Source organism: Clostridium sp. AM27-28 (assembly GCF_003480955.1).
Taxonomy (GTDB): domain Bacteria; phylum Bacillota; class Clostridia; order Lachnospirales; family Lachnospiraceae; genus Otoolea; species Otoolea fessa.
This window is the reverse complement of sequence record NZ_QUJT01000001.1, coordinates 251406-264525: the sequence shown is the minus strand read 5'-3', so window position 1 is coordinate 264525 and position 13120 is coordinate 251406. Positions and strand designations below refer to the sequence as shown.

At 52.7% G+C, this 13120-nt stretch carries 12 protein-coding genes; all 12 read right to left on the bottom strand.

Annotated features, from left to right (window positions below; all coding sequences use genetic code 11):
- Nucleotides 1-2 precede the first annotated feature (2 nt).
- The 12 genes from DW720_RS01275 to DW720_RS01220 all read right to left on the bottom strand — a co-directional run bounded on the left by DW720_RS01275 (nucleotide 3) and on the right by DW720_RS01220 (nucleotide 12873).
- The gene (locus tag DW720_RS01275; RefSeq protein ID WP_117796524.1) at nucleotides 3-1244 is read right to left on the bottom strand and encodes a family 10 glycosylhydrolase; all 1242 of its coding nucleotides are present in this window, start codon (nucleotides 1242-1244) and stop codon (nucleotides 3-5) included.
- 332 nt (nucleotides 1245-1576) lie between these two features.
- Nucleotides 1577-2248, bottom strand: coding sequence for a V-type ATP synthase subunit D (locus DW720_RS01270; RefSeq protein WP_022358661.1), 672 nt, complete (start codon nucleotides 2246-2248; stop codon nucleotides 1577-1579).
- A 113-nt stretch (nucleotides 2249-2361) separates the two neighbouring features.
- Complete coding sequence (locus DW720_RS01265; RefSeq protein WP_022358662.1) at nucleotides 2362-3735, bottom strand: V-type ATP synthase subunit B; 1374 nt, start codon at nucleotides 3733-3735, stop codon at nucleotides 2362-2364.
- Complete coding sequence (locus tag DW720_RS01260) at nucleotides 3736-5505, bottom strand: V-type ATP synthase subunit A (RefSeq protein ID WP_118493575.1); 1770 nt, start codon at nucleotides 5503-5505, stop codon at nucleotides 3736-3738. It lies immediately after the preceding gene.
- A gap of 24 nt (nucleotides 5506-5529) precedes the next feature.
- On the bottom strand, nucleotides 5530-5850 hold the full coding sequence (locus tag DW720_RS01255) for a V-type ATP synthase subunit F (RefSeq protein WP_107000826.1): 321 nt from the start codon (nucleotides 5848-5850) through the stop codon (nucleotides 5530-5532).
- The gene (locus tag DW720_RS01250; protein WP_107000827.1) at nucleotides 5843-6817 is read right to left on the bottom strand and encodes a V-type ATPase subunit; all 975 of its coding nucleotides are present in this window, start codon (nucleotides 6815-6817) and stop codon (nucleotides 5843-5845) included. Before DW720_RS01250 ends, DW720_RS01255 begins: the two co-directional genes overlap by 8 nt.
- 27 nt (nucleotides 6818-6844) lie before the next feature.
- Nucleotides 6845-7438, bottom strand: coding sequence for a V-type ATP synthase subunit E (locus DW720_RS01245; RefSeq protein WP_118493578.1), 594 nt, complete (start codon nucleotides 7436-7438; stop codon nucleotides 6845-6847).
- Between the two features lie 45 nt (nucleotides 7439-7483).
- On the bottom strand, nucleotides 7484-7951 hold the full coding sequence (locus tag DW720_RS01240) for a V-type ATP synthase subunit K (RefSeq protein WP_022358667.1): 468 nt from the start codon (nucleotides 7949-7951) through the stop codon (nucleotides 7484-7486).
- A gap of 2 nt (nucleotides 7952-7953) precedes the next feature.
- A complete protein-coding gene (locus tag DW720_RS01235; protein WP_118493581.1) occupies nucleotides 7954-9969 on the bottom strand; it encodes a V-type ATP synthase subunit I in 2016 nt (671 codons plus the stop codon).
- 19 nt (nucleotides 9970-9988) lie between these two features.
- Nucleotides 9989-10297 (bottom strand): hypothetical protein, encoded by a 309-nt coding sequence (locus DW720_RS01230; RefSeq protein WP_107000830.1) that lies wholly within the window; start codon nucleotides 10295-10297, stop codon nucleotides 9989-9991.
- Nucleotides 10298-10634: 337 nt separating this feature from the next.
- Nucleotides 10635-11576: an AEC family transporter gene (locus DW720_RS01225; protein WP_022358670.1), complete on the bottom strand. Its 942-nt coding sequence runs from the start codon at nucleotides 11574-11576 to the stop codon at nucleotides 10635-10637.
- A gap of 424 nt (nucleotides 11577-12000) precedes the next feature.
- A complete protein-coding gene (locus DW720_RS01220) occupies nucleotides 12001-12873 on the bottom strand; it encodes a methionyl aminopeptidase (protein ID WP_118637744.1) in 873 nt (290 codons plus the stop codon).
- Nucleotides 12874-13120: the final 247 nt, after the last annotated feature.

The window sequence follows — 13120 nt, the reverse complement described above, 5'->3', positions numbered from 1 at the left end:
ACTTAATGGAACAGCGCCGTCACATTCGCCACTTCCTCCGCTGCCGCCGCACGCGTCAGGGACGATAAATCATAGAAGCAGTAACCGCTCACCTGTCCGGTTGCCCGTCCAGCCTGCACCTCGCGCTTCATGATATCATGATACCGCTGCCACTCCGGCACCTCGTTGCCGTCCACTGCATCTGTTCCGGTCTTATAGAGCGCCAGACCGACATACAGCTTCACATTGCCCTTCTTTTTCAGCGTCACCCACTCATTCAGGCAGTTTGCAAACGCATAGCCCGCTGCCTGGCCGTTCTGCTTCGCCTCAAATCCCCAGTAAATCTGCGGCATCAGGTAATCCACATAGCCGCTCTGGGTCATCCACGCATCCACATCTGTAAACTGGCGGGTATCTTTTCGGAGGTTCTGTAAATATCCCTCCGGGCTGATACCGAACAATGCCTGCGGACGGATCGACTTGACCGCACTATAAACGCCCCTTACCAGCTCATTGACATTATTCCGTCTCCACGCCGCCACACTCAGCGATGTGCCGCCCGCCTGGTACTCTGGATAATCAAACCATGTTTCCGCCTTGCTGTCATCGAGATTCGGATAGAAATAATCATCAAAATGGATGCCGTCCACCTCATAATTCGTCACGATCTCTTTCACACCGTCAATAATCAGCTGGCGCACCTGCGGAATCGCCGGATTGTAATAATACTCACCATTCTGGCACAATACCCACCGGTCATTCGAACTGTCCCCGTCCTTCGCCCACGCGATCGCCGGATTTGACGCACACAGATCCGAATAACGGTTCAGATACCCCGTGATCCGGTACGGATTGATCCACGCATGAAGCTGCAAGCCCCGCTGATGCGCCGCCTGCACCGCATATGCCAGCGGATCATACCCCGGATTCTTTCCCTGTTTTCCAGAGGCAAATTTCGACCACGGGAAATACTGTGACGGATACATCGCATCTCCATCCGGGCGAACCTGTAGGAAAACCGCATTTAACCCCTTCTGTACACAGAGGTCCAGTGTCTGATCCATCGCCTTCTTATATCCAGCCTCATCCTTCGCCCATCCATTCCAGTCCAGATACGAAACCCAGACACCTCTCATCTCTCCACTTCCAGGACTGCCGCCCGATACCGGACCCGCATACGCCTTCGAAACCGGCAGGAACAACATCCCCACCGCCAAAAGAAATGCTGCCACCCAGCCGATCGCCCTCTGTACCTGCTTTGCCATGCAAAATTCCTCCCCTCATTTCCTCCTATTCTACCAAATATTTCCAATAAATACTTTACTTTTTTCTGTCTCTTTTATTTTTCCAATACACAGGGACGAGCCCGCGAGGTCCGAACCGCCTTTCATATATCTTTGTACGCATCTTGAACACAGGTGTCCGAACAGGGCGGACGCAGTCCGTCATGGGCGAACATCTGTAGTGAAAGCAAGCGAACAAAGGTATATCGAAAGGGCGGTTCGAACCTCGTGGGCTCGTCCCGTCATTTTCACAACTATGTGCAAAAAAACCTCCCCTGACAGCCCTAAAGCCGCCAGAAGAGGCATTTTCATCATCACGAACAAAGCTCCCGCTTCTCCTTATAATGATGCTTCTCCTCCAGCATCATATCCTTTACCTTCATCAGGCGGATCTGCGTGCTTCTCTCATTTTCATCCAGCTTCATCGTGATATATTTGATATTTTTGCGCGCCTCCGGAATAATTACGTGCTCCAGCGCATTGACTCTCCGGCGCGTTTTCTCGATCTCGGCTGCCATGAGCTGGCAGGCTTTCTCTGTCTCGGACAGCCGCAGCATATCCGGCAGAATGTCCGCCAGCGACTTGACTGCCCCGTCCAGATCGCTCGAAGTAAACGCAAATCCATACGAGTAAATATCGTTCTCATCCGCCGTCCGGGTCTTATAATGGAACACCGGAATATCGACGCTCATTACGTTTTTCTTGTCTGCTTCCAGATAAACCGCCTGTTTCGGCGCGGCAAGCGCGGTATTTAACGCCTGCTCGGACATCCCGGCTTTAGCGATGACGAAATTCACATTCGCACTCCGGATGCCCGCCTCCACTTTCTGGCGCAGCGCCATATTTTCCCGGACCAGATCCAGGAACTGGCGCATCAGCTCATCCCGCTTATCCTTCAGCAGTTTATGTCCCCGCGTGGCTGTCGCCAGCTTCTTTTTCAGCCTCGTAAGCTCCATTCGGGTCGGGTTGACCTGTGTCGATGCCATGCGTACCACCTCTCTCCTGCAATCACTTTGTCACAACAGATCCGCCAGCTCCCGCAGCCGCGTTATGACACGCCGCTTTCGTTTTCAAGCGCATCCGCCATGCACAGGCATTTTTACTCTTTCCCATAATACAGATCCAGATACTTCTCATCGATACGTTTCAGCTCGCTTCTCGGCAGGATGGAAAGCAGTTTCCAGCCAATCCGCAGCGTCTCCTCGATATCGCGGTCCGTATTGTAGCCCTGGGAAACATATTCTTTTTCAAAGGCGTCCGCAAATTTTGCATAGATTAAGTCAACATCGGACAATGCCGCCTCGCCCAGGATCACCATGAGTTCCTTTGCTTCCTTGCCGCGCGCATACGCCGCAAAGAGCTGGTTTAAGGTGTTCGAATGGTCGGCACGCGTCTTGCCCTCGCCAATTCCCTTATCTTTCAGACGGGACAGCGACGGAAGTACGTCAATCGGCGGTGTGATGCCCTTGCGGTACAGATCACGGCTTAAGATAATCTGTCCCTCGGTAATATATCCGGTTAAGTCCGGAATCGGGTGCGTCTTGTCATCCTCCGGCATGGTTAAGATCGGAATCATCGTGATCGAACCATTCTTGCCTCTCTGGCGTCCGGCTCTCTCATACAGGGATGCAAGATCCGTGTACATATAACCCGGATAACCACGACGTCCCGGAACTTCCTTGCGGGCAGCCGAAATCTCTCGCAGCGCATCCGCGTAGTTTGTGATATCCGTCAGGATAACGAGAACGTGCATATTTTTCTCAAATGCCAGATACTCGGCAGCCGTCAGCGCCATACGCGGGGTCGCGATACGCTCAACCGCCGGATCGTTTGCCAGGTTGATAAACAGGACGGTACGGTCGATCGCGCCCGTCTCCTTAAAGCTCTCGGTAAAGAAATGCGCTTCCTCAAAGGTGATACCCATCGCCGCGAAGACAACGGCAAACGGTTCGTCCGTGCCGCGCACCTTCGCCTGTCTCGCAATCTGGGCTGCCAGATTCGCATGCGGCAGACCGGACGCCGAGAAAATCGGCAATTTCTGACCGCGAACCAGTGTATTCAGACCATCGATCGCGGAAACACCCGTCTGGATAAACTCCTGCGGATAGCTTCTCGCCGCCGGGTTCATCGGCAGACCATTGATATCGCGGCGTTCCTCCGGCAGGATCTCCGGACCGCCGTCGATTGGATTGCCCAGACCGTCAAAGACGCGTCCCAGCATATCCTCCGATACGCCAAGTTCCATCGTTCTGCCTAAAAAACGCACCTTACTATTTGAAAGGTTGATACCCGTGGAACTCTCAAAAAGCTGTACCAGCGCATTGCCGCCGTCGATCTCCAGCACCTTGCAGCGTCTCTTTTCGCCGCTCGCCAGCTCGATCTCACCCAACTCGTCATAGGTAACATTTTCCACGCCCTGCACCAGCATCAGAGGACCTGCAACCTCCTGTATGGTTCTATATTCTTTCGGCATTTAGAATGCCCCCTTTCCAGCCGCATCGGCAACCTCTTTCGCAAGTTCATCGAGGACCGCCTGATACTCTTTCTCCACGTCTTCTGCTTTCGTATATTTAAAACGTCCGATCTGCTCGCGCACCGGCATCTTGATGAGATTCTGGATGGAAGCGCCGCCTTCCAGCGCTTTCTTCGACTGCTCATAGAACGCCAGCACCAGCTTCATCATGCGGAACTGTTTCTGCAATGGTGTATACGTGTCAATCTCATGGAAGGAGTTCTGATGCAGGAAATCCTCACGGATCGAGCGCGCCGCTTCCATTTTCAGGCGGTCGATCGGGGATAATGCATCCATGCCGACCATCTTTACGATCTCCTCCAGCTCTGCCTCTTCCTGCAGAAGGCTCATAAGACCCTGGCGGCAGCTCATCCACTCATCCGATACATTCTCATCAAACCATTTTCCCAGATTGTCCACATACAGGGAATAGCTGGTCAGCCAGTTGATCGCCGGGAAATGGCGCTTGTATGCCAGCGCTGAATCGAGTCCCCAGAATACCTTGACGATACGCAGCGTCGCTTGGGAAACCGGCTCGGAAATATCGCCGCCTGGCGGGGATACGGCTCCGATTGCGGACAGGGCGCCCTCGCGTCCGTCCCTGCCAAGGCAGATGACATGACCTGCACGCTCATAGAACTGTGCCAGACGGCTTCCTAAGTAGGCCGGATAACCTTCCTCGCCTGGCATCTCTTCCAGACGGCCCGACATCTCTCGCAGCGCCTCCGCCCATCGGGAGGTGGAATCCGCCATCAGTGCCACCGAATAACCCATGTCGCGGAAATACTCTGCGATCGTAATACCCGTGTAAATTGATGCCTCGCGGGCTGCTACCGGCATATCCGAAGTATTGGCAATCAGCACGGTCCGCTGCATCAGGGAGTGCCCGGTCTTTGGATCCTTTAACTCCGGGAACTCATTTAAAACATCCGTCATCTCGTTGCCGCGCTCACCGCAGCCGATGTAAACAACAATGTCCGCCTCTGCCCATTTCGCTAACTGATGCTGGATGACGGTCTTGCCGCTTCCGAACGGTCCCGGCACAGCTGCCACGCCGCCCTTGGCGATCGGGAAAAATGCGTCAACGACACGCTGTCCGGTGATCAGCGGTTTTATCGGCGGCAGCTTCGTCTGGTACGGACGTCCGCGCCGAACCGGCCATTTCTGCATCATCGTAAGCTCTTTTTCGCCGTTTTCCGTCTCAATGAGCGCTACGGTTTCCTCCACCGTAAATTCACCGCTCTTGATCTCTTTGACCGTACCTTTTACACCATACGGCACCATAATTTTATGCTCAATGATCAGCGTCTCCTGCACGGTACCGATGATGTCGCCTGCTTCCACGCTGTCGCCCGCTTTCACGGTCGGCACAAACTGCCATTTCTTATCACGCTTTAAGGACGGAACCTCAACGCCGCGCTTTAAGTTGTTGCTGCCCGTCTCCTTCATGATATCGTCCAGCGGTCGCTGGATTCCATCGTAGATACTCGTCAGGAGTCCCGGTCCCAGTTCAACCGAAAGCGGCACATCCATCGACTCTACCGGCTCGCCAGGTCCTAAACCGGAAGTCTCCTCATATACCTGAATCGACGCTTCATCTCCGTGAATCTCTATGATCTCGCCAATCAGACGTTCGTCGCTGACGCGGACGACGTCAAACATATTGGCATCCCGCATCCCGCTGGCGATAACCAGCGGTCCTGCTACCTTCTTTATCGTTCCTTTGCTCATTGGAAGGTTTCACCCACCTTTCTATCATGCATCTCCAAACAGAATATCCGATCCAACTGCCTGTTCCACCGAATGCTTGACCGACTCCACGCCTTTTCCCGTATTCCCGGAAATCCCCGGAATCAGGATCACGGACGGAAGCGGCTGTTCCCGGTAGCGGTCGATGGCTGTCTCAATCCCGGCAGCCGCCGCCTCGGTGATATAGATCACCGCGTAGGAACCAGAAGCCAGTTCCAGAAATACTTTCTCCGTCTCATTTACATCGGACACCGGAAATGTCTCCAGTCCCAGCGCCGCAAATCCGTAGATGCTGTCGTAATCTCCGACTACTGCAACCTTATACATACATCTCCCTTATCCTTTCCCGAATCTGTTCCTCCTCAAGACCGTTCAGACGGGCGGTCAGGATGATACGGACCGTTTTGATCTCATTTTCCTTCGCCAGTATATAGGCAACCAGCGGTCCCGCCGTAAACGGGTTGTATTTCTGCGGCTTGATCGTCTCGATCAGCTGATTGTCACACCACCGCTCAAACGCCGACGGCGATTCCTTTAATGCCTGCGCGCCGCCCCCATAGCGGGTTCCTTCCAGATACTCGCAGATCGCGCCGACACCGCCAAGAGCCGCCTGTGACAGGCGCTCGATATTCAAGCTATCGCACGGTGCCATCGCGCGCCGCATAAAATCCAGATGTTTTCCCGTCTTCTGGGAGCGCACCGCTATCTTGATATCCGCCACCGCGACCGTTGTCTCGGCATAATCGCGGATGATCGCGTCGGACGCATTCTTTCCGCACTCATAGATAGCTGCGAGCGCCGACCGGTCAACAATGATATCGCAGAGCTGCCCGTCGCCCGTGTGCAGAAATGTCTCGCTGGCTTCCTTCGCCGCCTCCCGCATATGTGCCGGAAGCGCCTGCCAGTCCTTCTCCGCCACGATCTTCGACATCCGCGCGCCGTCCACCTCGCAGTCGTCAAAATAGACATTGCCGTGGCTGCCCGGCGCCGCTGCATCCTTGATCGCCGCCTTTAAATTGTGGTAGAGATCCCCGTAGGAAAGCACTGCCAGGATCGCGTCGTCGCCCTTCAAAAGGTCGCGGACCGTCTCCCAGGATTTCGCCTTCTCCCGGGTCAGGATCGCCTCCGCGCTGAGCGGTGTATCTGCATCCCCCCAGCCGTGTTCGGTCAGGAAACGCAGCGCCCCCTCGTAGCTTTTTACGGACAGCAGCTGTTCAATCTGTGCGGAGGAAAAAAGCCCATTTTCCAGTGCCCGGATCCGGGCGACCGCGTAGGCATATTTTGTATCAGACATATAAGCCCTCCTTACCTTCTCCCGCCGTTATCCAAACAGCATCGCATGTACCTTGTCCGCCAGCTCATCCCGCTGCGACGCAAACAACGCCCCGGCAGAACAATTTTCCTCGACACCGCCATACACCAGAACAAAGCCCCCGTCGATCTCCCTCGGTTCTTTTTTCAGTACCAGGCTTCCGCCCTTTTCCTGCGCTGCCTTCTCTATCTTTGCCGGAAAATCATCCGGCATCCGCTCTAAATCACGTTTTGAAACATAGATTTCTCCTGCCCGATCCGTCACGAACCGGGAAAGAAGCTGCTCCATCCATGCAAAATACGCCTCATCCGGCTTTGCCAGCAGCTCCTTGTGTGCCGCCGCAAGCATTTCCTCGATGATCGCCTGCTTTTCCGCAAGGATCGCCTGGCGCTTCTTTAGCGCCGCCGAAGAACGAAGCCGTTCCTCATAGCTTTTTTCACGCTGCGCCGCCGATTTCGCCTGCTCTTCCTCCAGCTTTTTTACCTTTTCACCGGCTGCCGCAAGAGTCGTCTCCGCTTCACCGGCTGCTTTTTCCCGAATCGCAAGGGATTCCTGCTTTGCATCGTCAAGGATCTGAGCAATAATCTTATCTAATCCATTCATACGCTTCACTCCTTAACTGATTTTGATTCTTTCCGCCGTGCCAGATTACAGTGCATTGATTGCCAGAATCGAAACCAGAAGTGCCAGAATCGCATAGGTCTCAACCATCGCCGGGAACAGCATCGCTTTACCAAACTGTTCCGGTTTCTTCGCTACGATACCGATGGAAGCAACCGACGTTCTTCCCTGATGTCTCGCCGATACCAGACCAACCACGCCGATCGGAAGGCATGCTGCCAGATATAAGAGTCCCTGGGAGATCGACATGCTCATGTCAGCGCCGCCGCCAAGAAGACCAATCTTAGAAAGAGCGATGAAACCAACCAGCAGACCGTAGATACCCTGGGTACCCGGAAGCAGCTGGAGCAGAAGCACCTTCGCGAATTTATCCGGATCCTCGGTTACGACTCCGGCTGCTGCCTGACCTGCCACGCCTACGCCGTAGGCTGAACCCATACCTGCAAGAATAACCGCCACTGCAACTCCCAACAATGCAAATACAATTCCGCTCATATTTAATCCTCCTTGATTTCCACGTATTTTGTTATCTGCTTAAACGGACGGAACGCCTTTCCGCCACCCTCATAGAACTTTCCGAAAAACTCGACGTACTGCAGACGGCAGGTATGCACATACGCGCCGAGCAGGTTGATCGCCAGGTTAAACAGGTGTCCGAAGCAGAATACCAGTATAAATACAATCACGCCAAATACATTATTTCCAACCATACTTCCCATCTGGTTGATAACCGATGCGATAACGCCGGTTGCCAGTCCGAGCGCCAGAAGGCGCGAGTAGGAAAGCACATCCGACACCCATCCGGTAATATTGTACAAATCATATGCGCCAAGCGCCAGCCGCAGGAGCGGATTCTTCTTGTCGCGCGCCGACATCACCAGAATTCCCAGCGCGCCCACGATCGCCATTCCCTTTGCCAGCGAATTAAGCACCGGCGGGAATACGATATTCATCTGCGCGATGGAACCAAACAGTTCCGTCGGAAGCAGCATCAGGATCAGCCCCAGAAGCAGGAGGTACCAGAGTACCACGTCGCAGATAAAATCCACAACCTTGCCATCCTTTAAGAGCATATATCCTTTCAGTCCCAGCCCCAGGAATAAGTGAATCACGCCAAATAACATCGAATAAACCAAAAGCTTCATCGGGTCATTTAGCGGGACAAACCAGAGCGCCGGTATCGTCACCGTATGTCCAAAATACGTCCGGCTCACGATGTCCACCGCATCTCCGAAATAACCGCCGAACATGACGCCCCAGAACAGGGTCGAAAGTCCGCAGTACATAAAGAGCCGCAGTGATTTCCGCAGGTTTTCTTCCATCCTTGGGAATTTCTTAAGTGCCAGGAAACACATCAAAAATACAATAAATCCGTATGCCGCATCTGAAAGCATCAGACCAAACAAAAATACATAGCACGCTGCCATGATGCCGGTCGGGTCCATCTCCCCCTTCGCCGGTAAGCCAAAGGACGCGGTCACGCCCTCCGCCGACGCCGCGAAGGTTCCGTTGGAGAGAAGCACCGGTGCTTCCTCATCCTCCGGCACATCTGAACTTTCCACTGCAAGTTCAAACCGGCTATTCAGCTTCTCCTCCAGTCCTTTCGCATCGCGCTTCGGGATAAATCCCGTGATCATACACGTTTTTTCCGACTGTAAGATCTCGCCGAGCGCCTCATACTTCTGTGCCCTCAGGCGGTAATAGTCGGATAACAATTTCAAATCTTCCCTCGCCGGAGCGCACTGTTTCAGTTCTTCTTCCGTCGCTGCCGCGCGTCCCTCATGCTCTGCCGCTTGCGCTTTGAGTTTCTTAGCGTAAGCTGCCGGAACTTCCTCCACCGGACGCGCCGGACGGGCAAATCCAATCGACCGGAGTGCTGTCTCCAGCTTCTCCTCGTCCTCTTTCAGGCAAATTACCGCAATGCAGGTCTGGTCGGCATCGCTTCCGACAACCTCCAGCTCCCATTTTTCAAGCTGCGGCTCCTGTTTTGCCACCGAAGCGTAAATTTCTTCCTGCGTATAAGCGCCTCCGCCGACCGCGCCAGCTAAGATAGCACACCGTTTCGTCTCCTGATACGCAAGTGGAATCTCCAGCTTCTGCCACGGTTTCAGGCTTTCCGCCTCCGCCAGCAGTCTAAGCGCCGCAGTCTTTTCCTCCGTGATCTGCTTTTGCAGGTTCAAAATGCGTTCCGCCTGACCTAAAAGCGCCTCTGCGTTCGCCTCCGTCTCCCGGTACGCGCCTGCCTTTGCAAGCGGCTTTCCGGCAAGCCCAGCAAGCATCGATGTTTCCTCCGGAACCACCGCGGCAAGCACTTCCAATGCGCGGTCCGCCGTCGCCGCATTTCGCTCAAACTTCTGCCGATCCTCCAGCGTGTCCGTCCGCTTAAATACCTCGTCCGGCTCCGCCTCCGCAGAGAGCTCCAGCACTCCGGCAGCCTGCAGAAACTCCATCAGGGACTTACGGTCCTTCTTCAGGGCACAGATACATAGCTTTTGCATCTGCAATACTGCCATATCTACATCCCTCCATTCACTAGACCAGTTCCGCTATGAGCCGGTCAACCACCTCCGGTTTCCGTCTGTCCGCCGTCTCTCTGAGCGTCTGACACTCCGCCTCGGCTTCTGCCAGTGCCTGTTTTACGTACTCCTCCCCTCTGAGAGTCAGTTCTTCTTCCTGCTTCACAGCTGCTTCTTTCCCCCTTTTCTGTGCATCTGCGAGCATTCGATCCGCTTCTGCCTCCGCCTCCGCCTTAACGCGGCGTGCATCCTCCGAAGCCTGCGCGACCAGTTCCGATGCCTTCGCCTCTGCGTCCTCGACCGCCTGGATCGTCTCCTTGATCATTGAACCACCACCTTTTCCCCTAATTTTTTTTCAACAATAATGCAATATCCTTATTATGTTTCACATCCTCCCATTCCATACAATTCGCTGATTCGAAGCATCAAAAGCACATGGAAAATAAATAAGTTTTCTCGCATTTGTATACTATTATAACTTTTTCAATCAGTTTTGTCTATTAAATGTTTTAATTTTGAAAAGATTATACATACATCTTAATTTATGAAAAAAAATTTCGGTTCTCATGAAAAACAGTGTTTGTTTCCACAAAAAAAGCTGCCAGACAATTGTTGCTCTTCCACAAACCACTGTCTGGCAGTCCCCTATTATATATTTATTTTTATGCGAGCCACCCGATCGAATTAAGGAAATAGACCCACAAAAAGATCGTCACAACCGAGGCGACCGTGCTCAACACGACAAACTGTCCCGCCAGCTCGCCGTCGCCGCCCATGTTCTGCGCCATCGCATAGGACGCCGTCGCAACCGGAGTCGCGTACATTTCAAAGTAAACAAAACGTTCCACACCGGAAAAGCCGAGCAGCGTCGCAACCGCCAGAATCACTGCCGGCAGGATCACCATCTTGACGGTCATCGACGGAACCACATATTTCAGATTGCCGCCGATCGCATTGAAATGCAGCGTTCCGCCCAGTACGAACAGTGCCAGCGGCGTTGTCAGATTGGCAAACTGCTTGATCGGTCCTTCCACGGAAACCGGAAGTTTAATCCCTAACATATGGAAGATAAAGCCCATGAGCGCGCCGCGGATCATCGGATTTTTCAGGATATTCTTAATCAAAACGAAAACCGGGACCTTGCCGCCCCGGAACAATTCCAGAATCACGACCGCCGTTATGTTGTAGACCGGAATCACGATCGCCACCATCATCGTCGCCAGCAGTGTTCCCTCCTCACCGAACACGCTGGTTGCCAGCGGAATGCCGAACAGGACGAAATTGCTGCGGTAAATCGCCTGGATGATAACGCCGCGCCGCTCATTTTCCTTTACCAGACGCGGAACCACAGCAAGCAGAACCGCCTGCAAAAGCAGCACGCTGATAATGGCGACTGCCACCAGGCGCAGATTTAATGTCATTCCCTCCGGAATGGAATACAGGTTGTTAAACATCAGAATCGGAAAGAATGCCTGAAAGATCACCTTATTCAGGCGCTTCATAAAATCCTCATCCGCCAGCCCCGACATCCTGACTCCATATCCAAATGCGATATAGAGCAGAAACGGAAGGACTGTATTAAGTGCAAATAAAAAATTTTCCATATAATTCCTGCCACTTTCTTCTTAATTGCTTTGTTCTGGACGCGGTTTCTATCCAGTCAGGCCGCACCCCTTTAATCACCAGATTTATTATATACCCCATCCAAGAAATCGACAAGAAAAATTCAAGCGTGCCAGCCTCATAAACACTTCCGAAAAAGTTTCGAATTATGTAATACTCGTTTAGATTTATTTTAGATATTGGTCAAAATATGGACACAATTATCCAGTATTATAATGGCATAACATCAATGAGGCAGATGACACTACAAGATGCGCGCAATCGTTATCTGGCTCGACTAACAACAATTTCCTTTATATAGATATTTCTTCGCAGTCTTTTATCCCCCTTCGGCTGTGAAGAACCCCCACCTTGGGTACAAAAAAGAGACGGTTTGACGCCGTCTCTTTTTATGTACTCTGCAAACTACCAGGAAAGCACCTCATGGCCATCCTCGGTTACCAGCACCTGAATCTCCCACTGGGCGGATGCTTTTCCATCCTTCGTGTATACACTCCAGTCGTCATCGCCGTCCACGAATACTTCCTCGGTTCCCTCATTGATCATCGGCTCGATCGTGAACATCATGCCCGGTGCAAACATCATGCCGGTGCCTCTCTGGCCAATATATCCAACCCACGGATCCTCATGGAACTCGATGCCGACGCCGTGACCGCCAATCTCACGAACCACAGAATAGCCATTTTCTTCCGCATGCTTCTGGACCGCTTCCGCCATATCGCCCATGAAGCCCCACGGTTTTACCTGCTCCAGACCTAATTCCACACACTCTTTGACAACATCCACCAGTTTTTTATGTTCCGGGCTGACATTTCCGATGCAGAACATACGGGAAGAATCCGCATAATAGCCGTGATAAATGGTCGAAACATCCACGTTGATAATATCGCCATCCTTTAATACGACATCCGCTGACGGAATGCCATGGCAGACCTGGTCATTGATGGATGTGCACACGCTCTTCGGGAATCCTTCATAGCCAAGTGGCGCCGGAATTCCGCCCATGCGGGTCGTCTCATTATATACCCACTGATCGATCTCCTCGGTTGTGACGCCAGCTTTGATATGCTCAGCCACATAGTCCAGAACTGCCACATTGATCTTGCAGCTCTCGCGGATCCCCTCGATCTGCTCCGGGGTCTTGATCATGTCGTGATCCGGGATCTGATATCCGGCGTCCGCCGCCTCCATCAGCTTCTCGTCAAACACCTCATGGCAATGTTTGTACTTCTTTCCACTTCCACACCAGCACAGATCATTTCTTCCTAATTTTTTCATCTTACTTTCATTCCTTTCGTCCTGCACTCCGGCAGCCCGTTTGTCACTTTCTAACAGGCGGGTCAGCCTGCTTCCCTCATTCGGGAGACTGTTTGGAGTTTAACACACCGACGCTGAAAATGCAATGAAATCGCCCTTATCCAGCCAGATTCTCAATAATTGTGTTACTGTTTTTATCCCAAATTTTCACGATTTTTTCAACTTTTTAACAGTCTTCCTCTCTATTTTTCAGAAGAAACATTGTATA